Annotated in this window: 19 protein-coding genes and 5 tRNA genes; 18 read left to right on the forward strand and 6 right to left on the reverse strand. The window is 37.4% G+C overall.

Features of this window, described 5'->3' with window-relative positions; translation table 11 throughout:
- The first annotated feature begins 8 nt into the window (after window positions 1-8).
- The 3 genes from uup (at window position 9) to rmf (ending at window position 4194) form a co-directional block, all read left to right on the forward strand.
- Window positions 9-1940, forward strand: coding sequence for an ATP-binding cassette ATPase Uup (gene uup / locus AC27GZ_RS08690; protein WP_487094574.1), 1932 nt, complete (start codon window positions 9-11; stop codon window positions 1938-1940).
- A 35-nt stretch (window positions 1941-1975) separates the two neighbouring features.
- Window positions 1976-3817: a DUF3466 family protein gene (locus tag AC27GZ_RS08695; RefSeq protein WP_487094575.1), complete on the forward strand. Its 1842-nt coding sequence runs from the start codon at window positions 1976-1978 to the stop codon at window positions 3815-3817.
- Window positions 3818-4020: 203 nt separating this feature from the next.
- Window positions 4021-4194: a ribosome modulation factor gene (gene rmf / locus AC27GZ_RS08700; protein ID WP_487095250.1), complete on the forward strand. Its 174-nt coding sequence runs from the start codon at window positions 4021-4023 to the stop codon at window positions 4192-4194.
- 178 nt (window positions 4195-4372) lie between these two features.
- Here the strand turns inward: rmf and fabA are convergent, their stop codons facing one another.
- A complete protein-coding gene (gene fabA, locus AC27GZ_RS08705) occupies window positions 4373-4888 on the reverse strand; it encodes a bifunctional 3-hydroxydecanoyl-ACP dehydratase/trans-2-decenoyl-ACP isomerase (protein WP_487095251.1) in 516 nt (171 codons plus the stop codon).
- A 219-nt stretch (window positions 4889-5107) separates the two neighbouring features.
- Here fabA and AC27GZ_RS08710 point away from each other — a divergent pair, with 219 nt between their 5' ends.
- The 10 genes from AC27GZ_RS08710 to AC27GZ_RS08755 all read left to right on the forward strand — a co-directional run bounded on the left by AC27GZ_RS08710 (window position 5108) and on the right by AC27GZ_RS08755 (window position 11522).
- The gene (locus tag AC27GZ_RS08710) at window positions 5108-5374 is read left to right on the forward strand and encodes a hypothetical protein (protein ID WP_487094576.1); all 267 of its coding nucleotides are present in this window, start codon (window positions 5108-5110) and stop codon (window positions 5372-5374) included.
- Window positions 5375-5404: 30 nt separating this feature from the next.
- Entirely contained in the window at window positions 5405-6049 is a 645-nt protein-coding gene (uvrY, locus tag AC27GZ_RS08715) for a UvrY/SirA/GacA family response regulator transcription factor (protein WP_487094577.1), read from the forward strand.
- Window positions 6050-6051: 2 nt separating this feature from the next.
- Entirely contained in the window at window positions 6052-7926 is a 1875-nt protein-coding gene (uvrC, locus tag AC27GZ_RS08720; RefSeq protein WP_487094578.1) for an excinuclease ABC subunit UvrC, read from the forward strand.
- A gap of 77 nt (window positions 7927-8003) precedes the next feature.
- On the forward strand, window positions 8004-8591 hold the full coding sequence (pgsA, locus tag AC27GZ_RS08725; protein WP_487094579.1) for a CDP-diacylglycerol--glycerol-3-phosphate 3-phosphatidyltransferase: 588 nt from the start codon (window positions 8004-8006) through the stop codon (window positions 8589-8591).
- Window positions 8592-8839: 248 nt separating this feature from the next.
- Window positions 8840-8915 (forward strand) — tRNA-Gly (locus tag AC27GZ_RS08730).
- 40 nt (window positions 8916-8955) lie between these two features.
- Window positions 8956-9029 (forward strand) — tRNA-Cys (locus AC27GZ_RS08735).
- 4 nt (window positions 9030-9033) lie between these two features.
- Window positions 9034-9119, forward strand: a tRNA-Leu gene (locus AC27GZ_RS08740).
- A gap of 120 nt (window positions 9120-9239) precedes the next feature.
- A tRNA-Gly gene (locus tag AC27GZ_RS08745) sits at window positions 9240-9315 on the forward strand.
- Between the two features lie 79 nt (window positions 9316-9394).
- Window positions 9395-9480, forward strand: a tRNA-Leu gene (locus tag AC27GZ_RS08750).
- Window positions 9481-10217: 737 nt separating this feature from the next.
- Window positions 10218-11522 carry a methyl-accepting chemotaxis protein gene (locus AC27GZ_RS08755; protein ID WP_487094580.1) on the forward strand — a complete coding sequence of 435 codons (1305 nt, stop codon included), beginning with the start codon at window positions 10218-10220 and terminating at the stop codon, window positions 11520-11522.
- 187 nt (window positions 11523-11709) lie between these two features.
- Here AC27GZ_RS08755 and AC27GZ_RS08760 read toward each other — a convergent pair whose 3' ends face one another.
- Both AC27GZ_RS08760 and cysK read right to left on the reverse strand, forming a co-directional pair.
- Window positions 11710-12141 carry a hypothetical protein gene (locus tag AC27GZ_RS08760; protein WP_487094581.1) on the reverse strand — a complete coding sequence of 144 codons (432 nt, stop codon included), beginning with the start codon at window positions 12139-12141 and terminating at the stop codon, window positions 11710-11712.
- Window positions 12142-12286: 145 nt separating this feature from the next.
- A complete protein-coding gene (gene cysK / locus AC27GZ_RS08765; RefSeq protein ID WP_487094582.1) occupies window positions 12287-13282 on the reverse strand; it encodes a cysteine synthase A in 996 nt (331 codons plus the stop codon).
- Between the two features lie 168 nt (window positions 13283-13450).
- Between cysK and AC27GZ_RS08770 the strand changes: the two genes are divergently transcribed.
- The 3 genes from AC27GZ_RS08770 to AC27GZ_RS08780 are packed head-to-tail and all read left to right on the forward strand — an operon-like array spanning window position 13451 to window position 16720.
- A complete protein-coding gene (locus AC27GZ_RS08770; protein WP_487094583.1) occupies window positions 13451-14296 on the forward strand; it encodes an AAA family ATPase in 846 nt (281 codons plus the stop codon).
- 19 nt (window positions 14297-14315) lie between these two features.
- Window positions 14316-15488: a vWA domain-containing protein gene (locus tag AC27GZ_RS08775; protein ID WP_487094584.1), complete on the forward strand. Its 1173-nt coding sequence runs from the start codon at window positions 14316-14318 to the stop codon at window positions 15486-15488.
- Between the two features lie 53 nt (window positions 15489-15541).
- A complete protein-coding gene (locus AC27GZ_RS08780; protein WP_487094585.1) occupies window positions 15542-16720 on the forward strand; it encodes an RDD family protein in 1179 nt (392 codons plus the stop codon).
- A 1-nt stretch (window position 16721) separates the two neighbouring features.
- Here AC27GZ_RS08780 and AC27GZ_RS08785 read toward each other — a convergent pair whose 3' ends face one another.
- From AC27GZ_RS08785 to AC27GZ_RS08795, 3 genes are all read right to left on the reverse strand, one after another.
- A complete protein-coding gene (locus AC27GZ_RS08785; protein ID WP_487094586.1) occupies window positions 16722-17222 on the reverse strand; it encodes an META domain-containing protein in 501 nt (166 codons plus the stop codon).
- Between the two features lie 88 nt (window positions 17223-17310).
- The gene (locus AC27GZ_RS08790; protein WP_487094587.1) at window positions 17311-19683 is read right to left on the reverse strand and encodes a carbohydrate binding family 9 domain-containing protein; all 2373 of its coding nucleotides are present in this window, start codon (window positions 19681-19683) and stop codon (window positions 17311-17313) included.
- A gap of 150 nt (window positions 19684-19833) precedes the next feature.
- Window positions 19834-22218 (reverse strand): carbohydrate binding family 9 domain-containing protein, encoded by a 2385-nt coding sequence (locus tag AC27GZ_RS08795; RefSeq protein ID WP_487094588.1) that lies wholly within the window; start codon window positions 22216-22218, stop codon window positions 19834-19836.
- 191 nt (window positions 22219-22409) lie between these two features.
- Here AC27GZ_RS08795 and AC27GZ_RS08800 point away from each other — a divergent pair, with 191 nt between their 5' ends.
- Both AC27GZ_RS08800 and AC27GZ_RS08805 read left to right on the forward strand, forming a co-directional pair.
- A complete protein-coding gene (locus tag AC27GZ_RS08800) occupies window positions 22410-23141 on the forward strand; it encodes a DUF599 domain-containing protein (protein WP_487094589.1) in 732 nt (243 codons plus the stop codon).
- A complete protein-coding gene (locus AC27GZ_RS08805) occupies window positions 23131-23640 on the forward strand; it encodes a DUF2919 family protein (protein ID WP_487094590.1) in 510 nt (169 codons plus the stop codon). The genes AC27GZ_RS08800 and AC27GZ_RS08805 overlap by 11 nt, the downstream gene beginning before the upstream one ends.
- Window positions 23641-23662 lie beyond the last annotated feature (22 nt).

The following is a 23662-nucleotide window of genomic DNA, read 5'->3' on the forward strand; positions in this document are numbered from 1 at the left end:
ATAAATCAATGGAATTATTAAGAATAGCCAACGGCGAACTTGCTTTTGGTGAAGATAAAATTTTAGATAAAGCTGAATTGAGCGTGCAGTCAGGCGAACGAATTTGTTTGGTTGGTCGAAATGGCGCCGGTAAATCAACCTTAATGAAGGTGTTGATGGGTCTTCAAAATTTAGATGATGGACAGATCTTAAAATCTAGCACTATGCAATTAGCGATGTTAGAGCAGGATCCACCAGAATCTTCAGAGATGAATGTTTTTGATTATGTTGCACAAGGGGTTAGTGAAAACGCTGATTTAATCAGTAGATACCATCACTTAATTCACCTTATAGGTGAAGATCCAAGTGAAAAGAATTTAAACAAATTAGCTAAAGTACAAGAAGAGCTTGAACAGGCTGGCGCATGGCAAGATGAACAGCGCATTGAGCAAGTAATGAGTACGTTATCACTCAATGCAGATGCTAAAATTAGTGACTTATCTGGTGGTTGGTTACGTAAAGTCGCGTTAGCCAAAGCCTTAGTGACGAACCCTGACATTTTATTACTTGATGAGCCAACTAACCATTTAGACATTGAAAGTGTTTTGTGGCTTGAGAAATTCTTAAAAGATTTTGCTGGCACTATCATTTTTATTAGTCATGACAGGGCGTTTATTCGAGGCTTATCTACGCGTATTTTAGATTTAGATCGTGGTCAATTGAAAAGCTATCCTGGTGATTATGATCTTTATATCGAGCAGAAGCAGCATGATTTACAAGTTGAAGTACAACAAAATGCGTTATTTGATAAAAAATTAGCTGAAGAAGAAACTTGGATTCGCCAAGGAATTAAAGCCAGAAGAACCCGTAACGAAGGGCGTGTTCGCGCCTTAGAAAAGTTAAGGTTAGAGCGCAAAGCCCGTCGTGAAGTGCGTAATCAAAGTACAATGAAAATTAGCCAAGGTGAGCGCTCAGGTAAGCTTGTTTTTGAAGCTATAGGTGTTAGTGTCGCGTTTGATGATAAAGTGGTGATTAATGACTTGAACCTACTGATCAATCGAAATGATCGTTTAGCCTTAATCGGCGCAAATGGAACCGGAAAGTCGACCTTAATAAAGCTTATAATGGAAAAGCTGTCTGCTACCAGTGGCAAAATGCGCTCAGGTGTTAATTTAGATGTTGCTTATTTTGATCAACACCGTGAAGCACTTGATTTAGATAAAACAGTGCAAGATATTGTTGGTGAAGGTAAACAAGAAGTGACTGTTAATGGCAGAACACGCCATGTGCTTGGTTACTTACAAGATTTTCTCTTTAGTCCTAAACGTGCTCGTACACCGGTAAGAGCGCTATCAGGTGGTGAAAAGAACCGTTTACTACTGGCGCGGTTATTTTTACGTCCAAGTAATTTGTTGATTCTAGATGAGCCAACCAATGATTTGGATATAGAAACTTTAGAGCTTTTAGAAGAAGTTGTTGCAAATTACGCTGGAACAGTTATTTTAGTCAGCCACGATCGAGATTTTGTCAATAATTGTGTTAATACCTGCTTATACTTTGATGGTACGGGTAGCATAAACCAAATCGTGGGTGGTTATGATGATGTTGATAGTTATTTAGCCTTAAAAGAAGAGCAAAGGCAATTACAGTTATCATCGGCAAATAAGAAGGTCTCTGAGCAAAATAAAGCAGAAAACAAAGCAGGGAGTAAAGCACCTTCACAAGATAAGTCTCAAACTAAGAAGAAGCTTTCATACAAAGAAACACGTGAATTGGCTGAGTTACCAGAGATAATAGATAACCTTGAAAATGAAATTTCTCAGTTGCAAGAACAAGTAAATCAAGCTGACTTTTTTAGTCAGGAAGCTGATTACACTAAAAATATATTGAACCAGCTAGCAGAATATGAGTCAAAACTCGACCTTGCCTATACCAGATGGCAAGCGTTAGACGAGCAGTAATTAATTTGAATTTTAAGTAAGAGTTAAGTAGTAGAATGAACAAATTTGTAAAATCAGTATTGGCGGCAGGTATTACCGCTGCTTTGAATGTAAGCCTTATTAGCAATGTGAATGCTGCTACTTATGAGTTAATTGATCAAGGTGAAGCAGAAAAACTTAAATATACCTACGCACAACATCAAAATAATGCTGGTGATATGGCAATATCAGGTACCAGTATATATAACTTCCCTGTGCAATTTGATTATTTAGATGAAGACGATTTCACTTCAATAGAGTTTTATGCTTTTAATCGTTATTTAGGTGTTCACGGATTAAATTTTATTGAAGATAGTGATGCTCTAAGAGCGGGAAACCCTACTGCCAATGATTTAGCTTGGGTTATTCGCTGGCTTCAAGACTCTACAAGTGGTGTAGGTACTAATATTGAGTATCAAAAAGTTGGTGACACTATTGCCATGACAAATGTAAATGGTGAAACTAAAGACTTTAATTTGTGGGATGAGCCTTTTGAAGGTACAGATACACTAACCCGTTCAACCATAGATATTGTCAGTGGCATTACTGATAGTGGTATATCATACGGCACAGCAACAGCGCCTTATTTACCTTCTGAGCCATACGAAGATGTTGATGGTGAGGAACATGTTTTTTGGATAAGCGAACACAATATCCGTGGTTTTTTCTCATATAATTTAGGTGCTGAAACTTTTGAAGTTATCCCCTTTGAGACACAATACGGTGGTGGTCGTTCTGCGGTACTTGATGTCAGTGAAGCTGGTGTCGCTGTTGGCTTTAGTAGTTATAAAATAACGCAATCATACCTTGAAGCTATTGAAGGTAGAGATAATCCTGATAATAGTGATGACGAAAATAAACAAGGTACCTGTGCCGATACTGATATCGTACCCGATATGATGCCTCTAGAAGCTTGTATTGCAGCAACATTAATAAGCTCATCTGGTAACCCGTATCATATGATGGCACTTAAGGCCACTTTAGACCCTAATGGCACTCCTGTCGTAGAAGAGCTAGGTCTATTGGTTACGCCACATCCAGATGATGAGCGCTCATACTCTAGTTATGCCTTAGCCGTCAATATTGATGGTGTTGCAGTAGGCTACGCAGATGGTTTTGATGATGAGTCTGTTACAGATCCTGATGTTAATGAAAGAAGAAACTTTCAATATGCCGTTGCCTATAAAGACGGAAACGTAATTGACTTATCAGGTGAGCATGAAAATGATGAAGGCGGTTCACGTGCTTATGATATTAATGATGCAGGTATTGCGGTAGGGCATATTACTAAAGCCATTAACGGTCGAGGAGTTAATAAGTTTTTTTATGTAGACACCTCGGTTAGTGAAGAAGAAATTGAAATGGTATTGCCAACTGACTTTTTCACTGGCTCTGATTCTACCGCACGAGCAATTAATAACAGTGGTTTGATTGTGGGTGAAGGGGAAATTGAAACGCATAACGAAAGTACTTTAAACCCGCGTAGAACGGCTGCATTTGTTTATAACATGTATGATGATAGCTTTTTAAATTTAAATAATCTTATCGCCTGTAATTTGCGTCAAACCTACGACATCATTGAAGCACGTGGTATTACTGATGATGGCTTGATATCAGCAACCGCCGTGGTTAAAGCGGACCGCCGTGACGCTAAAGGTGAAATCATGCGTGATGAAAGTGGTGAACCTCTACAAGAAGATGTAGTAAGAGCCATTAGCTTAAAGCCTATGCCTGAAGATGGCGAAGTATGTACCGCGGAAGAAGAAGGAAAAGTAATACGCCAAGGTGCCAGCGTTAGTTTTGCAAGTACCGGCTTGTTATTTGCACTTTTAGCTTTCCGTCGCAGACTATTTAAATAAGCATTTCTTTTATTATTTGCGAACATTTTTAATTAAAAGCACCTGATTGGGTGCTTTTTGTTTTTTTATTGTCACTAAATACACTAAGCAATCAAGCGCTTAAAATTATTCCGTAAATTTCTCTATTATTGACATTGTTTTTTTACTGCTTTTTAACTAGCTTTAGTATGAAAGTGATAAAAATAAAGGAGCGTGCATTAATGATGAAACGGCAAAAACGAGACCGCCAAGATAGGGCTCATACAAGAGGTTACCAAGCGGGTATATCTGGACGTTCAAAAGAACAATGCCCTTACCAAAGCGCAGCAATTAAGTCACAATGGTTAGGTGGTTGGCGTGAAGCCATAGAAGACAGACAACAAGGCTTATTTAAATAATCAATAGAGTGATTTATGGCTATAAGCCTACAACTTTTAATTCATAACTTTTTAAATAACGAATAAAATAAGCCCAGCGATTTGCTGGGCTTATTGCTTTAATAGCTACACTTTTGCTTCATGCTTGCGTTAAGCTTTCGGCGCTTAACGGTTTTACTGCATAACTAACAAGGATTGATTAAAAGCTTGTAGTGTCAGCAAATAAACCCACTTTAAGATCTTTTGCCGTATAAATTTCACGACCATCAACACTGACACTGCCATCAGCAAGACCCATAAATAATTTACGTTTAATGACACGCTTCATATCTATTTTAAAGGTAACTTTTTTAGCTGTTGGTAATATTTGACCAGTAAATTTTACTTCACCTACACCTAATGCTCTACCTTTACCTGGGCCACCAGACCAACCCAAGAAAAAACCAACTAACTGCCACATGGCATCTAAGCCTAGACAACCAGGCATTACCGGATCACCTTTAAAGTGACAATCGAAGAACCATAAGTCTGGTGTAATATCTAGTTCAGCTAAAATGTAACCTTTACCGTGCTCTCCACCATCTTCTGTAATAGTTACGATGCGATCCATCATTAACATATTATCGCTAGGTAGTTGCGAGTTACCCTCGCCGAACATTTCGCCAGTTCCTGCCTTGATTAAATCGTCTTTGCTATACGAACTTTGTGGTGCCATTGCCATATTTTTTGCCTAAATTGATTGTATGATAAATTCTAGGCCGCTACTTTAGCGAACACTTGTACACTAAACAACTCTGAACAGTTAAAAAAAAGCATTTTCATGATAAAAATTACCTTTTCTTGTTTAATTATATCCAAGACATCATTGCAAAATGACTAGGGCGGAGTAACATAGTAGGCAGTTGTCGAAGCTTGAAGTGCTATAGAGAATAAAATGGACGAAACGGTTAAAAAGAAAAAAAAGGCGATGACAAATGCTGAAAAGCAAAAGCGTTATCGTGAGCGACAAAAAGAGCGCGGCAAACAAGAAATGCGTGGTTATTTATCGCCGGAAGCGAAAGTGTGCTATCAATTGATTTCAGAGCAAACAAACTGGTCTGATAGCATTATATTGAGTAACGCGGTTAGATTGACTTATGCGGCTTATAAAAATGGTCAAATAGGTCTACTTAATAGTTGGCTTAAAGATAATGAGCTGTAATTTTATTGACTTCCAAGAGGGTAACCGACATTGATTAACATATTATTAGTTGATGATCATGAGCTAGTACGTTCGGGCATAAGTAAAATACTCAATGAAGTAAAAGGATTTAAGGTTATAGAAGAGTGTGAAACAGGTGAAGAAGCGATAAAGTTTTGTCGTCACACTGAGCCTGATGTCATCATGATGGATATGGACATGCCGGGGATAGGTGGCTTAGAAGCAACCAAAAAAATATTACGCTTTGCCCCAGAGGCTAAAATAGTCGTATTAACGGCGCATAGTGAAGATCCTTTCCCTACTAAGGTCATGCAAATTGGCGCGGCAGGGTATTTAACTAAAGGTACTCCTGCACAAGAAATGGTTAATGCAATAAAAGCAGTTAATAGTGGACAACGCTATTTACCTGCCCAGATAGCGCAGCAAATGGCCTTGAGTCAATTTAAGTCAGCAGAAGAGAACCCTTTTAGTTCACTTTCTGATCGTGAATTGCAAATTATGTTAATGATTACCCGTGGCGAAAAGGTGCCTGATATTTCTGAGCAATTGAATCTCAGTACTAAAACAATTAATAGCTATCGTTACCGTATGTTTGAAAAGCTTGATGTAGGTAATGATGTTGAGCTTACCCACCTCGCAATCCGACATGGTATGTTAAAAACAGAACAATTATAGTTTTGAGCGAATTAAGCGTTAACGAAAGGCCGGCTTTTGACCATGAAGCCTTTCTAAAATCAGTGACTGAGCAGCCGGGTGTTTATCGTATGTATAACGGTGAGCAAACGGTTATTTATGTTGGTAAAGCCAAACAGTTAAAAAAGCGTTTGGCGAGTTATTTTCGCAAAGATCTTGGCTCAGTCAAAACCAAAGCGTTAGTAGCACAAATTTGTGCTATTGATGTAACGGTGACCCATACGGAAGGGGAGGCGTTAATTCTTGAAAATAACTACATTAAAAAATACCAACCTAAATACAATATATTATTGCGTGATGATAAATCTTACCCTTATTTATTAATTACTGCTCATAAGCACCCTAAATTAGGGCTTCATCGAGGTGGAAAACGTGTAAAAGGCGATTACTTCGGTCCTTATCCAACGGTAGGTGCTGTTTGGGAAAGCTTACGCTTAATGCAAAAAATATTCCCCATTAGGCAATGTGAAGATAGCTATTATCGAGCTCGTTCTCGCCCGTGCTTACAACATCAATTGGGTCGATGTTTAGCCCCTTGTGTTGATAAAGTTTCTATTGAAGATTATCAGCAGCAAGTTGAACTCGCTAAACTATTTTTAAAAGGTAAAAGTACCAGTGTAATAGAACAACTTGTTAAACGCATGGAAGCTGCCAGTAACCAGCTTGATTTTGAGCAGGCTGCCAAATATAGAGATCAAATTACTACGCTGAGAAAAGTACAGCAACAGCAGTATGTCAGTGGTATTGCTGCAGAAATGGATGTACTTGGTTTATACCGATTCAAATCACAAGTTTGTATCCATTTACTTTGTATTCGAGATCACAAGATTTTAGGAAGCAAAAGTTACTTCCCAACAGTACCAGCACAATCAACTGATAATGATATTTATGAAGCGTTTATAGCACAGCATTATTTGTCTGATGAACCAGTAAACAATGGTCAAGGTAATATCCCAAAAGAAGTGGTGATTAGTGAGGGCTTAGAACAACACACAACCTTAGTGGAATTATTGTCAAAGCAAGCAGAGCATGAGGTAAAAATTTCTTATCGTTTACGGGCTGAGCGAGCACAGTATTTAAAACTGGCTAATACCAATGCACAAACTGCCCTAGTGACAAGAAATAGCCATAAAGAGTCGATGCAGGCAAGATTCGCTGCTTTGAATGAAGTCTTTGAGTTATCTAATGGTATTCATCGTATTGAGTGTTTTGATATCAGCCATACTATGGGGCAACAAACGGTTGCTTCGAATGTGGTTTTTAATCAAGAGGGCCCTTTAAAGTCTGATTATCGCCGTTATAACGTGCATGGTATTACTCCAGGAGATGATTATGCTGCGATGGCATTTGCCTTGAATAAACGCTACGGAAAGATAAAACCAAACGATGAAGATTCAATAAAAAAAATGCCAGATATTATTTTTATTGATGGCGGTAAAGGACAACTAGCCAAAGCAGAAGAATTTTTTTATCAATTGAATTTACCACATACCCCATTATTAGTCGGTGTTGCTAAAGGGGAGTCACGTAAGCCGGGCCTAGAAACGTTAATTTTGGCAGGAAGCCATCAACTTATCTCATTACCTGCAACTTCACCAGCCTTGCATTTGGTACAGCATATTCGTGATGAGTCACATCGCTTTGCCATATCTGGTCATAGAGCAAAACGTCAAAAAGTAGCTAAAAAGTCTACCTTAGAGTCAATAGAGGGGGTTGGCGCTAAAAAACGTCAAGCATTACTGACGTTTTTAGGTGGCATGCAAGAAGTTAAAAAAGCCGAATTATCAGATTTAGAAAAAGTGCCAGGCATCAGTAAAGTCTTAGCTAGAAATATTTATGATGCTTTGCATGACAAGTGATTGTATCTAGCGTGTGAACTTGTGTAAACTAATGTGCATAATACTTGCTGTGAAGCGAAATGCTGAAGTAAAGAACTATGTGGACAATTCCTAACCAAATTACCTTATTTCGGATCATATTGATCCCTGTTTTTATTATTGTTTTTTATTTACCGTTATCGTGGAGCCACTTTGGCGCCTTTGCCATTTTTTGGACTGCCTCTGTCAGTGATGCGCTAGACGGTTATTTAGCGAGAAAATTAAATCAGTCATCCGCATTTGGAGCCTTTATTGACCCTGTTGCTGATAAATTAATGGTTGTAGCCGCTTTAGTCATGATAGTGCACGACTATCAAACGTGGTTAGTTGCCATTCCTGCTATTATCATGATAGCGAGAGAAATTTTTATTAGTGCCTTACGTGAGTTCATGTCTTCACGAGGAAAGCGTGATGTTATTGCTGTCTCTGATATGGGGAAGTATAAAACAGCGGCACAAATGTTAGGCATTATGGGGTTAATTTGGCGCCCTGATTATGATATTCCGTTAATACTCTTTTATTTACCTCATGAAGTGATTAACTACGCAGCATACTTTTTTTATTTCATCGCAACGGTATTAACAGTATCAACGTTAGTGAGTTATTTTAAAGCCGCATGGCCCGAATTAAAATCACAGAGTCAATAAGACTTCATTATTTAGGCTGTTTTTTATTTTTAGGTAAAAAAATACAGCAAATAAGCCGCTTTTTGAGCAGTTAAAATAAAAAAAGAATTTAATAGTTGACTGTAACTTTATTCGATGTAGAATGCGTTTCCGTTGACAGGGAGTCAACATAAAAGCAGTTTTTCTGGTATCTTCGATATAGATAAAATTGCTAAATAATAAGGATTAAAATCGAAGATTACTTCGATTTGATTACATACTTTAATAAAGCGGCTGTAGCTCAGTTGGTAGAGCATCACGTTGCCAACGTGAATGTCACGAGTTCGAGTCTCGTTAGCCGCTCCAATTTTAGTTTGTAAATCACTCAACTCGGTGTTGATAAAATGGCGGGTTGGCAGAGTGGCTATGCAGCGGATTGCAAATCCGTGGACCTCGGTTCGACTCCGGGACCCGCCTCCATTTTGCCCGGGTGGTGGAATTGGTAGACACAAGGGATTTAAAATCCCTCGCTCATAGAGCGTGACGGTTCAAGTCCGTCTCCGGGTACCATTTCATCAACAAAGATGTTGAGTAAATTGTTAATTTTAGTGTTGCTTTTGGCTTGTCAAAGGAAATTAGTTACGCTAGAATGCGCGCTCATTTTTAGCGAAATGAACGTTTAAGTGATAAGCGGCTGTAGCTCAGCTGGTAGAGCATCACGTTGCCAACGTGAATGTCACGAGTTCGAGTCTCGTTAGCCGCTCCAAATTTAGGGTTAATCAGTAATATTGTTCAAAGACAATATAAGTAGGAAACCAAGCCTACTATAAAAAATATTATCCGATGCCCGGGTGGTGGAATTGGTAGACACAAGGGATTTAAAATCCCTCGCTCATAGAGCGTGACGGTTCAAGTCCGTCTCCGGGTACCATCTTTATTTTCAAATCTTTCCACTTTCTTATTCAATCTTGTACTTCATCATATAATTACATCTTCAAATTATAGTTCTTGGCTCGTTATCTAGATGACTTAGCTATGCTAAAAGCTTATTGTTCCCCGCTAAAGCCCATATCAATCAAATTTATCAAGCTAATACCAAGTTGATTAAGTTCTTTCCCACTCAGCGAGAATTAAAAGGCTTAGAGGCAAAGCATTGATTGAAGAGAATGGTTATTCCCTTGTCAAAATCAATAACGCAGCATGTAAGCCTTTTAAACTCGCCCTTTGGGAGCTTGCTCGATGCCCACTAACTTCGTTAAATTTATTTGATTTAGAATGACTAAACCTAAAAAAATTTGCCTTGTTATTGAACATCGAGCATAGCTCTGAGTAAGGAAGAAATTTAATCAAATTGGTATAACTGTTTCATCACCTTGATAATTTCAAATATTTTCACTATACCCTTATTGACATAATTATTAAGCGTTAGCCAATAGTGTAATTTTGGCTAAAAATATTAAGTATAAAACTAAGTAAACGTAACCCTATGTAGTTAAATAAAAATTAGTGATGTAATTTAGTATTAATGTACAACTGATAATGATACTTTATTGAATTATCTAATTGTTACATAATTATTACAGTGCTTAATATTACCAGGAAGTAATTAGGGTTTACTTAGTTAGGTAATTATACTTATTTATCCTAAACATTGAGGGAGAGAAATACATGGGGTTCTTTTTTAATAAGACTGAAGTTGATACAGCGCCTACTGCTAGGCAAATTGAGGAAAATAAATCTCAACATATTTTAGATAGTCTAAAGAACTCTGTTGCCTTTATTGAGTTTACACCTACAGGCTATATTTTAGATGCTAACACAAACTTTTTAAATGCTGTTGGATATTCCTTGGATGAAATCAAAGGGGAGCATCACAGTATTTTTTGTGATAAGACTTATGCGTCCTCAAGTGAGTATAGTCAATTTTGGCAACAGCTTGCAGCAGGAAAGTCAGTCAGCGACCGATACCTACGTTTTACCAAAAGTGGCACCCCTTTGTGGCTAGAAGCAAGCTATAACGCTGTAAAAGATGACGCAGGAAATATACAATCTGTAGTAAAAATTGCTAGTGATATTACATCGTTTGTTGAAAAGTCGAATATTCAAAATGGTGTTTTAAATGCTTTAGAACGCTCAGCAGCGATTATCTTTTTTGAACTAGATGGCACTATAATAGAAGCAAATGATAACTTTTTAAAAACGACAGGTTATAGCTTAGCTGATATTCAAGGGAAACATCATAAAATGTTCTGCTCTCCTGAGTTGGTGGCAAGCAATGAATATAGAACGCTTTGGTCTGACTTAAATAGAGGCCAGTTTGTTCAAGGATTATTTGAACGCAGAGATGCTTATGGTAATGTTTTATGGCTCGAAGCTAGCTATAACCCAATTGTAAATGATAATGGTGAGTTAATTCGTGTTGTAAAGTTTGCCACTGATGTCACAGAAAGGATCTCTAACAATAAAAATGCTTCAGAGGCAGTTCATTCAACGGTGACAGAAACAGAACAGGTTTCAGAGCATGGTAAAGAAGTTTTAGCTAAGAGTGTTGCCATCATGGATGAGATAACACAAAACGTTGAGATTGTTGCTAATGACATTTCAGCAATTAATGAACAGTCGGATAAAATTACAAATATTGTCAGTACTATTTCAGCCATTGCGGATCAAACTAACTTACTCGCATTAAATGCTGCAATTGAGGCGGCAAGGGCTGGTGATCAAGGTCGAGGCTTTGCCGTTGTAGCTGATGAAGTTAGACAATTAGCGGCGAGAACCAGTACTTCCACTTCTGAAATATCCGATGTTGTTAAAAATAATGACGCCTTATCTACCGCATTGTCTAAGAATATTATTGAAACTCAAGCCAAAGCGGAAGAAGGAACTGAACTTGTTTCGCAAGTTGATGGTATTTTTGTTGAGATAAACCAAGGTATGGCAGGGGTTGGCGCTGCAGTTGATAAATTACAATAAACGTTTAAAGTGCTTAGCTTGTTAAGTTGTTGACAAGTTAAGCGCTAGTTTATTTTTATCTTATATTAATTAGTTAAATACTTATTTTCTTGCTCTTAAACCTTTCCTAGTTAAATCTAAAAACCGCTATGATCAAAGCTAAAGAAAACTGACTAATATTTCAGTAAGTTAGCTTGTTATTAAAAAATTAGAATGGATCTTTCAATATTTTATCTATTACCCATTTACCACCATCTACTTGAATTAGCGATAAGCGTTTAACATTTTTGATGCGGTCATCTTGATAGTAGCCATCAAAGTAAAGTGTGATAGCGGCCTTGTTTTTAAATTGCTCTCTTATTTTTACGCCACTAGTATCAGGCTTAACCTCCACTTTGTCATATGACATATTAAAAAGGTGGCGCGCAACTGCATTAGGTGATTTGTAGTGCAGAATCAATCGAGCAAGCTTTGGAGAACATACTGATGCAGCTTTTTTGACGTCTTTCTCGTTGTATATAGCATTGAAAAAAGCAACAGCGACTAGTTCAGGATTATCTATTTTTGTGATTTCTTTTTCTTGACTACAAGCACTGAGAAGAAAAATGACACAGAGAGCGAAAAAGTTAGTTTTGAACATGCTGTGAGGTACTATATTAACAGTTAACAATTTTTTAAGCATAACCTAAGTTTAATAATAACAACAGTGTATATGCTTGTTTTTAATAAAAACAGACAATAAAAAAGGTGCCTAAGCACCTTTTATTTTCAGTAGTTAAGTAAAATTACTGAACTAATTCTTTGTCAGAAAAGCTATCACTAAATAAAGCACTTGATAAGTAACGCTCTGCAGAACTAGGTAGTACAACAACAATTGTTTTACCTGAGTTCTCTGGAAGCTCAGCAAGACGTTTTGCTGCAATAACTGCTGCACCCGATGAAATACCAGCAAGGATACCTTCTTCTTTCATCAAACGGTGTGCCATGGCCATTGCATCTTCATTAGATACTTGCTCTACAGCATCAATCATTTCAAGATCTAAGTTACCAGGGATAAAACCAGCACCAATACCTTGAATTTTATGAGGACCAGGAGTTAACTCTTCACCAGCAAGCTTTTGACCAATAACTGGAGAGTCAGTTGGTTCAACGGCAACTGAAGTAATCGCTTTGCCTTTAGTGAGTTTTAAGTAGCGACTAGTACCTGTAATAGTACCACCAGTACCAACACCAGCAACAAAGATGTCTACATTACCATCAGTGTCATTCCAAATTTCTGGGCCAGTAGTTTGCTCATGAATTTGTGGGTTAGCTGGGTTATCAAACTGTCCTAATAAAACATATTTTTCAGGGTTTGAATCTTTGATTTCTTGTGCCTTCGCAATAGCACCATTCATGCCTTTGGCGCCATCAGTTAATTCTACTTTTGCACCTAAAGCAGTGAGTAGTTTACGACGCTCTAAACTCATTGTGCTAGGCATAGTTAACGTAATAGCATAACCACGGGCAGCAGCTACAAATGCTAATGCAATACCTGTATTACCACTTGTTGGCTCAACAATTTCACAACCTTCTTTTAGTAAGCCTTTTTCTTCTGCATCCCAAACCATGTTAGCACCGATTCGGCACTTAACACTAAAGCTAGGGTTTCTTGCTTCAACTTTGGCTAGTACAGTTGCTGTAGGTGTGCCATCACTGTTTTCACTGGCTATAACACGGTTAAGTTTTACTAAAGGGGTATTTCCTATAGACGTTGAATTATCTTTGAATATGTTAGACATGGTAAAATCCTGTGACTATGTTCACTTAAGTTAGTTTGTTAAGATTAGACAGTTATCGCAGAAAAAGAAGTGATATTTTGTTATAAGTTATATGCTTTTAAGGAATATGTAATCAACTTTATATCATATCTATTTGACTGCTAATTTATTCGATTCTGGAAAACAACTATGAGCGCATTTCAAGGTACAAATAACTATATTGCTTCACATGAGTTACAACTAGCGGTTAACGCCGCTATTGCGTTAGAGCGGCCTTTATTAATTAAAGGGGAGCCAGGTACAGGTAAAACCATGTTAGCGGAAGAATTAGCAACCAGTTTAGGTGTGGATCTTATTCCATGGCATATAAAATCAACGACAAAAGCGCAACAGGGTTTATATGAATATGACGCGGTTTCACGCCTAAGAGATAGTCAGTTAGGGGATGAAAAAGTTAAAGATATTGCTAACTATATTATCAAGGGGAAGTTATGGCATGCCTTCACAGCGGATAAGCGACCCGTATTGCTCATTGATGAAATTGATAAAGCGGACATTGAGTTCCCTAATGATTTACTCTTAGAACTCGATAAAATGGAGTTTTTTGTTTATGAAACTCAAGAAAAGGTTGTCGCTAAACAGAGGCCGATTATTATCATTACTTCTAATAATGAAAAAGAATTGCCAGATGCTTTTTTAAGACGCTGTTTTTTTCACTATATTAACTTTCCTGAAAAAACTGAAATGCAAGCTATTGTTGATGTACATTTCCCAAAAATTAAGCAAAAACTACTTGATGAAGCATTAGCACTATTTTTTGATTTACGTGATATTCCTGGCTTAAAGAAAAAGCCATCAACGTCAGAGTTGATTGACTGGTTGAAATTGTTGTTAGCGGAAGATATTTCACCTGAAGTCTTACATGAAACAAGGCAGAAAAAAGTGATTCCACCACTTCATGGCGCATTATTAAAAAATGAACAAGATGTTCACTTGTTTGAAAAGTTAGCCTTTATTCATCAAGGTAACCGCTAGTAAGGTATTCGCTTTAATTATGTTAATTGACTTTTTTACCAAAGTACGTGAATACCGAGTACCTTGCACAATACGCGAATTGCTTGATTTGATTCGAGCATTAGAGCAAAAAGTGGTCTTTGCGAATATTGATGATTTCTATGCACTAAGCCGCACCATTTTAGTAAAAGATGAAGCGCACTTTGATAAATTCGATCGCGCTTTTGCTGATTATTTTCAGGGCGTTGCTAGCCTTGAGTTAGATTTAAATAAGATTCCAGAGGATTGGTTAAGAAAACAGTTTGAAAAACAGCTAACTGATAAGGAAAAAGCAGAGATTGAAGCACTTGGCGGTTTAGATAAATTAATGGAAACATTGGCCAAGCGCTTAAAAGAACAAGAGAAACGACATCAAGGTGGCAATAAGTGGATAGGTACAGGCGGTACTTCACCTTTTGGGGCTTACGGTTACAACCCAGAAGGTGTTCGTATAGGCCAGGATAACTCAAGGCATCGAAGAGCTACCAAAGTTTGGGATAAACGACAATTTAAAAATTTAGATGCTAATGTGGAAATAGGCACAAGAAACATGAAAGTTGCTTTGCGTAAGTTAAGGCAATTTGCTCGCACCGGTAGTAGTGAAGAGCTAGATCTTGATGATACGATTTCAGCAACCGCACGTAATGCGGGCTTCCTTGATATAAAAATGAAACCACAGCGCCATAATGCTATTAAAGTGTTAATGTTTTTTGATGTGGGTGGTTCAATGGATGATCATATTAAAGTCTGTGAACAGTTATTTTCTGCCATTCATGGTGAATTTAAGCATCTCGAGTTTTTTTATTTTCATAATTGTCTATATGAGAGTGTCTGGAAAGATAATTCCCGTCGTCATCAAGAGGAAATTGATTTACTACAAGTACTACATACCTACAGTCGAGACTATAAAGTTATTTTTGTCGGTGATGCCACTATGGGTCCTTATGAAATCACTTATCCTGGTGGCAGTGTTGAGCATTGGAATGAAGAAGCAGGTAGTGTGTGGATGAATAGGCTCACTGAGCATTTTGATGATGTAATATGGTTAAACCCACAGGCTGAGATTCAATGGCCGTATTACCCGTCTATTAATATTATGTCGCAATTAGTAGATAGAAAAATGTTTCCACTAACGTTAGCTGGCTTAGGGGAAGGCATTAAAGCATTGCTTTAACGAGAAAAAACTATTAGCTTTTTATTAAATCAAAATAAAAAAGGAAAATGTTTATGAGCTTACCAGAGCTTGTTAAAAATGAGGGTGACGAGCAACCAGCGAAACAAAGCCTTTCCTATGAGTTATCTGAAGAAGAAACAAAACATTTTCTAACGCCATTTGCATTTAAAATGGAACATTCACTTTTTGGTTTACCGCTAGCTTCACCAAGTAAACGAGGCATAGCATTGCTAATTGATATGCTCTTAGTAGCATTTTTAGCAGAAATCTCTGGTGGTATTTTAGCGCTTGCTATTGCCGCTACTTTGTACCGTTTAGGTAATAAGAAACGAGCACAAGTTCGTGGCAAAATCACAGGCTTTAAACGTCGCGCTGTTTTGCGTTTTGTCGCGGCTTTTATGGTGTTTTTGGTATTGCTTGATACTTTACCCCCCTTATTAAAAGGTTTTGGTATTGAAGAATCAGCAACAGCTGTCTCTGTAGACGGCGAGCCGTTATCTCTCGAGCAAACGTTACTGACTACGGGCTATGCTATTGCGGTGATAGCAAGAATTGCAGACAGTGAATGTAAGGTGTTTACTTGTTGGCAAAAAGAGTTGAGGTTAGTAGCAACAGAAATGGCAAATATGAGTTTTGAAGCGGATATTAGCGTCTCTTCTGAGCAACTTGATGGTATGTTTAGTGATATTGTTGAAACCACAGAGTTAACGATGAGTGAGCAAACTCAGTTAGTTGATATTATGTATAGCACTTATCATGACGAACTAAGATTACTCACAGAAAAGGCTGTAACTGATAGCGCCGAGAAACTAGCAGCTTTAGACGAAGATAAACTAGATGTTGAACTGGAATCGTTAGCGAAGTCAGATAACTCAGATAATACAGATAGCAAAGATAAACCGGTATACTCCTTGATTGAATGGGTGAAAGGTATCATTAATGATTTAGGCTTAGGTTTTGGTTGGGCTACCTTTTACTTCACTGTCTCTATTGCCTTATGGCATGGACAAACGATTGGTAAGAAGTTAGTGGGTATTCGAGTGATACAACTGGACGGAACCGCCATATCTTTATGGGATAGTTTTGGTCGATATGGTGGCTACGGTGCTGGCTTAGCGACTGGCTTACTTGGTTTCTTACAAATTTATTGGGATCCAAACAGGCAAGCTATCCATGATAAAATTTCAGCAACCGTAGTGATTGATATCAGAAAAGATAGATTAATTACGTAAACTACTTTTCCATAACTTTAACGGCTTTAAATAACACTTGCTTTTCAGAGCCAAGTAAATACAGCATATCTTGCTCTAGCTTATAGTTACTAACCTTAGCTAGAGCTATCAGAAAGCGGGTTTCTTGATCCATTAACGTTTCTGTACACATTTTTCTTGTTACTGCTGTTGGCTTAACGGTAAGTTCTTGATTGTTTAATGTGTAACTGGTGGAGAAATTATTACAACTTGCAGAGCCACTAAGGCGCTGATGCTCAGAAAAAACTATACGGGCAGGGCTTCTATCGATGACGGGGTTGCTTTCAATACTCTCTACCTGCCAACTTCCTAATAATTGTTCAGCGCTAAAAGTTGGTTTTACAGGCGAAGTGCTTTCTGGCGATATCTGCGTGTGCTTTTGCGTTTTAGCCGCTGAAATTTCAGGCTCTGCACTTTCATTGCATGCTGAAAGTAACAATATTGATAAGCAAAGTGGTGTTAAAATGGCTAGTTTATTTTTCATCATCATCTCTTTGTCTAATCTCTTTCTCTATTACGGATAAAAATTAAGGTTAAAGTAAACTTTAATTTTTACCTTGCTGAATTCTGAATTAAGGTGACCAAGCATAACTGATTTTAGTAAAGAAAGTACGCTCTGCTCGCTCTAGGCTTGTTAAATCATCATCTTGAAAACTATTATCTGAGTAGCCTAAGAAAAATACCGTTTGTGGGTTAAGTTTATAAGCATAAATTAACTGGCTTGATAAATCTTTATTTAGTGTTGAGTAATCGTCAATGGTGTTAGCAGTGTTTATGTCAATATCATTGTAAATTAAGCTGAATTTTAAATAGCTATACACATTAAACTGGTAGGAAAGGCGCAGCTCGGAGATATTTGCAACGTAAACATTATCACTATTACCCATTTCATTGTCAGCATCGAGCTTGCTGTAAGTTTGGTAAAGATCAAACTCTAAATGGTCGGTTATAAAAAAGGTAAAATTACCATCCAGTTGCACTAAATCGCCTAACCTGTTGTTGGTATAATCAATTTTATCACCTAGTGTTAACTCTACTGAGAAATAAAGGCGATTATTAGGCGTTATACTAGTAAATAATATGGCTTGGTCTTCGTTAAATGACGTTGTGTTGCCATCGATATCACTGATAGTATCATCAAAACGTCGACCAACTTTCTCGCCATGGACTAAGTTTAATTCAAATTGAGATTGTAATGGACCATCAATATAAAACTTTGAAGATAATTCACGTTCGATCAGTTCATCATTAATATTATGAACGATCGACCATTGGGCAGAGATTTCAGCATTTTGCCAAAAGCCATCCTGTTCACCATAAAAGTTTCTCTCGATAAAGGCATCTGAAATTTTAATATCTGCCTTAGGCATAAAGCCTAAATCAGCTCTAAAGTCAGCACCAATGGTTTGGTGTGATAAGCCTAAATCCCAGTATTCTGAACTGTGATTGTAGTTCAGTTTAAACGCCTGATCGGTAAATGTACTGCTCTTGTCTGAATGAGTTAAGTCAGCTAAGGCTAGCTCTGGTGAATATAGAGTGTCTGATAGTAAAAGTTGGCCTTTAATGGTGTCAGACTCTGTTATACGGTATAAGCCATCAACACCTGTAACATAGTTATGATAGCTATCTGCCGAGCGTAAAGTCGCTATAGCGCCTATGGTGAAATCATCATTGTAATCGAACCTATAGCGTAGCGCACTTGAGTAACTCTCTTCATCGAGAGTTTGTATGTCTGACTCTAGGTTGCCCGGCAGCAGTATATTGGTTTCAGTATCATTGGTAATAAAAACGCCGTAGCTATGCTTATTAGTACGTCCAGTAAATTTTGCACCGTAATCAGGATCGGCAATATTTCTGGTATACACGAGATCAAAGTCGGAACTGAAATAGTCATTATTTTCAAGAAAGAAAGCACGTTTTTCTTCATAGAATAATGAAAAAGTAGTATTAACATTTAATTGCGCGCTATCACTTTCTACCGCAGAAAAATCAGGGTTTAGTGTGACATTGAGCAGGTTGCTGGTATTGATGCCCCAACGTAAATCTAACCCCGCTTCAACATTATTTTCGCTTTGCCAATCATCATTTGGATCATAAATATCGCGAGACTCGTCTCTCGTTGCTGTAATGCTAGGGGTTAACCTTAAGTTCTTTCCTATTTGAGCATTAGTAAAGCCAACCGCTTCAGGGTATTGGCATAACCAACAGGGGTTATCACGATCTATTGGTACATGAGAAATGCGTAATTTAGGATCTCTTGGGTAAAGCCTTACAAGCTCTATAGCCCATTTCTTTTCTTTACCGTCATCTTTAAAATTTAAAATATTATATGGAATTGCTATTTCTACTTGGTAGCCTTGGGCTGTTTTTTTACCGAAGGCATGCCAAATACCGTCCCAAGAAGTATTGGCTTCACCGGTAATTTCATTAAAGGTTGCATCATTTTGAACGCCATAGGGGTTAACAAAAAACTCATAATTTAAACGTCTGTTGTTGTGTGTGTCGAGCTTAACACCCACTAAGTCATGCGACCAAGCATTGTCTCTATCTGTTAAAAAACCTTGAATTTTGCTTGGATCAGGATCGTGAGCAATAAAAGCGAAATATAAAAATTCGCCATCTTCAACAAGTTTAGCCGTTGTTTTAACTGGGCTAGGTAGGTTATCCCATGGACTATTGACGAGGTTTAATTCAACAGATGAAGCTTGTTGCCAAATACTTTCTGTTAAATCACCATCAAGTGTAACAACCCCTTTGCTGTAGGGTACATTTATATTAGCAGCGCTTTGGTCAACCTTTGCTGTTGGTTGTGGTTTAATTGCTTTTTTATGTATGTGGTTGTTTGCTTTGATTTCTGAAGTTTCTACAGCATGTACATTTTCTGATGAAAAACATAAGGTAGTCAGTAAAAGCAAAATTAAGCATTTCCAGCTTAGTTTTAGCATGTGTTTTCCGTAAAATTATAATTATTATCATTTGCATTTACTCGCTAAATTTACTTGATTAGTCAGTATATTAGCGGCAATTTTTATACGGTAAATTGTTACAAATTTTCACCTTTAACACAATGTTTACTTTTCTTTAAATCAACCTAGCTACTTTATCCATGCGTAACTAAATTTCATAAAGGCACTTTGCGAATCTTGGCTTAATTCACTAAAGCTTGTATTGCTGGCATGGTGATCTGAATAGCCGATATAGAAAACCGTTTGTGGATTAATTTTATAGGCGTAGAGTAATTCACTTGAGAAGTCCTTACTGATACTGTCTATATCATCGGGATCACTGTAAATGTAATTATCAACATTTCTATGGGTATTATGATAAATAATACTTAGGCGAATAAAGCTTTGAATATTAAATTGATAGGTGGCTCGTAAGTCAGTTAGACGAGCTATAAAAACGTTAGCGTTATCAGCATCAAGGCGTCTGAAAGTTTGCTTTAGTCTTATTTCAAGGTGTTCGTTAATGTTCCAGTCTATACTTGGAATTATTTGCTTTCGTTGACCCAAGCGATTATTTCTATAGTCTATGGAATCACCATAAGAAGCTGTCGCTTTTAATTGTAAGCCAAGTATGGGTTTTATTTTGCCATATAACTCGATATGGTTTTCGTTAAACAGTGTAGTATTGCCATCAATGGCGAGTGAGCTTTTATCTATCCGGCTGCCAACTTTATCTTTGTCAGTATAAGACAACCTGATAAAAGAGTTGTAACTGGCTGTTAGTTCAGCGTGTAGTTCAAACTCTTTCTCAATTAATTCTTTATTGCTGTTATGAGTAATATCCCAATCTGACCGTATTTTAAATTGAGTCCACCAATGGCCTTCTTCTGCATACCACTTGCGATTTCCGCCTAATACACTTTTTCTATAATCAACCCGTGAGATAAAACCTAAGTCGCCTCTAAAACCTTCGCTTTGTTGTTCGTGTCTAGCAAAATACTGCCATTTGCTATCTGTATGATCATAAGAGGCTTTAAAAGCATGACCTGCAAATGGCTCTGAATTGAGAGTTCTAAGTATGGGTTCATTATAGTAACAGTTAGTTAAATCACAGTCGTTTTCCTCTTCAGGGGAGTTGCAATCTTCAATATTTTCACTGTCACAAAACTGTTCAAATAAATCATCAGGGTATTGAGTGTTGGAATGCAACGCTTGAAATTTAATCACATCTTCGGTGGAAAGTCGGAATCTTGCATCGACACCATGAACACTGTTTTCATAGTTCTCGCTGGTTCTTAGGGTACTTGTCCAGCCTAAGGTTATATTGTCATTAAAGTTATTTCGATAACGTAAGGCGGCAGCTTTTGATTCTGCTTCAATAGTCGCTATAGTAGAAGCTCTATTGCCTGGGATAAGAATATTTGTATTTTCATCATCAGTTAAAAATATACCGAAGGAATGTGATTGATGACGACCCGTTAGCTTTGCACCATAATTAGGGGCATTTATATTTCGGGTGTATACAAGGTTGTAATTTGAATCAAAGTAGTCTTGATTATCAAGAAAGAAAGGCCTCTTTTCATCATAAAATAATGCAAAGTTGTTGTTGATGTTTAAACGTGCGCTGTCTGTTTCAACGGTTGAAAAATCAGGGTTGATAGTGGCATTGAGTAATAAATCAGGCGTTATTCCCCATCGAACATCTAGACTTGGTTCTATGTCATTTTCGCTTTGCCATACACCGTCATCATCGATTGCTTCAGCGGCGGAAGCAACAAGTGAAGGTGTAATGGTTAAATTATTACCTTGTTTAGCACCTTCAAAACCACTTGCTGTGGCTAATTGACATAGTTCACAGCTATTCCCTCTATCTAAACGCACATTAGATAGTCTCAACGTTTGTTCTCTGGGATAAAAACGTAGTAACTCTATACCCCATTGTTGCTTTTGTTTAGTTTCATCAAAGTTAAGCATTCTTAAAGGAAGAGCCATTTCAACGATATAGCCTTGAGGAGTTAACTTGCCTGCGCTTTGCCATATACCATCCCATGAATCACTTTCTTTTTTAGTGACTTCACTTTCAATACCATCAATTTGGGCACCTAAAGGGTTTACTAAAAATCGGTAAGCGGTACGTTGATCATTGTATGTATCTAATTTGACACCTACTAAGTCATCTCCCCAGCTTCTGTCTCTGTCTCTTAAAAATGCACGAATTTCTTTGGGGTTAGGATCTTGTGCAATAAAGGCGATATATAGTGTTTCGCCATCTTCAAGTAATAAAGCTTGGGTATCTATGGGGCTCGGGGTGTTGTCATAAGGGCGAGTAACAATATTGATACTAACCTTTCTAGCATGTTTCCATTGTGCTTCGTCTAGATTAGCGTCTATAGATATTGCCCCCTCAGTGCGAGGAATAATAATGTTATTATTTTCTAAAAGCCCATTACTTTGGGCGGCTTGGCTTGAAATTAGGGTAAAAAATAGTGAAACAAAAAATAATTTTTTATGAAAAAATCCGCGAACTAAAGACATTAACAAGCCTATAAGAAGAAAGTTTAAAATTGTAATAAAGTGCAATAGCTTGAGTAAGCATAGGTGTATTGTCAAAATATAGTCGATAAACCGTACTTTTTTTCTGCTGAAATACAATTTTCTACTGATTTAGTTGCAGTATTGGAGCAAGGGGTTAATATTGTTAAGTTCTTATTTTATGAGTTATTCGCATGCCGTTTTCAATCATCGATATTATTGCTTTACTGACCTTCTTTTTATCATGGTCTGGTTATACTTATTTTTCTAAAAAGAAAGCTAAAACGACGAACTGTATTGCTCGAAGTTTGCACCAACACAGAATTCATTGGATGTATGAGGCAATATCAAAAGAAATCAGAGTGGGTGAAGCTGCTTTATTGGCTAATTTAGAGCGAAATATTGCATTTTTTGCCTCAAGTACTTTGTTAATACTCGCGGGTTTATTAACACTTTTTGCAAAAATAGACACGTTAGAGAGCGTTATTTCGTCGTTACCTTTTGCTGCCTATGCAAGCCATTTAACCATTCAGCTTAAATTAAGTTTGCTGGCGTTTATTTTTGTTTTATCGTTTTTTCAATTTACTTGGTCTATGCGTCAATATGGTTTCGTGAATGTCATGATTGGCGCACTGCCCATTGATTTAAATGGGGGAAATGACAACTTGATAGCTTATGCTGAGCAAGTGGCAACTGTGCATGATCAAGCGGCGCACTCGTATAATTATGGCCTTCGTTCTTATTATTTTGCTTTAGCTGCAATGTGTTGGTTTTTCCATCCAGTGTTGCTCATTATTATGAGCTTATGGGTAGTTTATACCCTATATAAGCGAGAATTTAGCTCAAAAGCGGTAAAAGCCCTTTCGGCGGGCTATCAATGCTTACAAAAAGAAAGAAATTTGCAGAATACTCAGAATGGCAAGTAGTCGTAATAAGCGTCAGCACCTTTATCAACAATATTCAGTACAAGACTTTGATAGTTATGACTGCTTAAAATTATCTAAGTGGTTTTACCTAGCTGTTTTGTTTACTTTGCGTGGCTATGTGGTTTGGCTAATGTCAGTGACGAATATGCGTGATAGAGTCAGTTTTATTCAGTGGATTTACCCTGATACTGCCTTGTTTTATCTAAGCTTATTTTCAGGGAGTATAGGCTTATTTACTTTACTGGTTATTAGTTTGCGCCGTCCTGATGCTCCGCCATGGGTACAGTGGAGTTGGCAATATAGCCGTGTCATAATAACCTTAGCGTTGTTGTTTGATTTACTGATGCATGTTATCGGTTATTTTTATTGGCAATTGTCATCAATGTCATGGCTAGTAACGCAAGCTGTGATTACCTTTACACTGATATTAATGTGTTATAGCAGTGCGAGGCTTAAGGTCAACTTACAAGAATTCCCACAAAAAGTGCCAGAAAAATAAGGCATTGTTATTTTTAGACATA

Source organism: Colwellia sp. SU-HH00943, assembly GCF_057546125.1.

Coding starts and splice junctions, on each gene's coding strand:
- AC27GZ_RS08760 (WP_487094581.1), bottom strand. CDS start 12,141: ATGTTCAAAACTAACTTTTTCGCTCTCTGTGTCATTTTTCTTCTCAGT.
- AC27GZ_RS08780 (WP_487094585.1), top strand. CDS start 15,542: ATGAGCTTACCAGAGCTTGTTAAAAATGAGGGTGACGAGCAACCAGCG.
- fabA (WP_487095251.1), bottom strand. CDS start 4,888: ATGGCACCACAAAGTTCGTATAGCAAAGACGATTTAATCAAGGCAGGA.
- rmf (WP_487095250.1), top strand. CDS start 4,021: ATGAAACGGCAAAAACGAGACCGCCAAGATAGGGCTCATACAAGAGGT.
- cysK (WP_487094582.1), bottom strand. CDS start 13,282: ATGTCTAACATATTCAAAGATAATTCAACGTCTATAGGAAATACCCCT.
- AC27GZ_RS08775 (WP_487094584.1), top strand. CDS start 14,316: ATGTTAATTGACTTTTTTACCAAAGTACGTGAATACCGAGTACCTTGC.
- AC27GZ_RS08790 (WP_487094587.1), bottom strand. CDS start 19,683: ATGCTAAAACTAAGCTGGAAATGCTTAATTTTGCTTTTACTGACTACC.
- AC27GZ_RS08755 (WP_487094580.1), top strand. CDS start 10,218: ATGGGGTTCTTTTTTAATAAGACTGAAGTTGATACAGCGCCTACTGCT.
- uup (WP_487094574.1), top strand. CDS start 9: ATGGAATTATTAAGAATAGCCAACGGCGAACTTGCTTTTGGTGAAGAT.
- pgsA (WP_487094579.1), top strand. CDS start 8,004: ATGTGGACAATTCCTAACCAAATTACCTTATTTCGGATCATATTGATC.
- AC27GZ_RS08710 (WP_487094576.1), top strand. CDS start 5,108: ATGGACGAAACGGTTAAAAAGAAAAAAAAGGCGATGACAAATGCTGAA.
- AC27GZ_RS08795 (WP_487094588.1), bottom strand. CDS start 22,218: ATGTCTTTAGTTCGCGGATTTTTTCATAAAAAATTATTTTTTGTTTCA.
- AC27GZ_RS08805 (WP_487094590.1), top strand. CDS start 23,131: ATGGCAAGTAGTCGTAATAAGCGTCAGCACCTTTATCAACAATATTCA.
- AC27GZ_RS08785 (WP_487094586.1), bottom strand. CDS start 17,222: ATGAAAAATAAACTAGCCATTTTAACACCACTTTGCTTATCAATATTG.
- AC27GZ_RS08800 (WP_487094589.1), top strand. CDS start 22,410: ATGCCGTTTTCAATCATCGATATTATTGCTTTACTGACCTTCTTTTTA.
- AC27GZ_RS08695 (WP_487094575.1), top strand. CDS start 1,976: ATGAACAAATTTGTAAAATCAGTATTGGCGGCAGGTATTACCGCTGCT.
- AC27GZ_RS08770 (WP_487094583.1), top strand. CDS start 13,451: ATGAGCGCATTTCAAGGTACAAATAACTATATTGCTTCACATGAGTTA.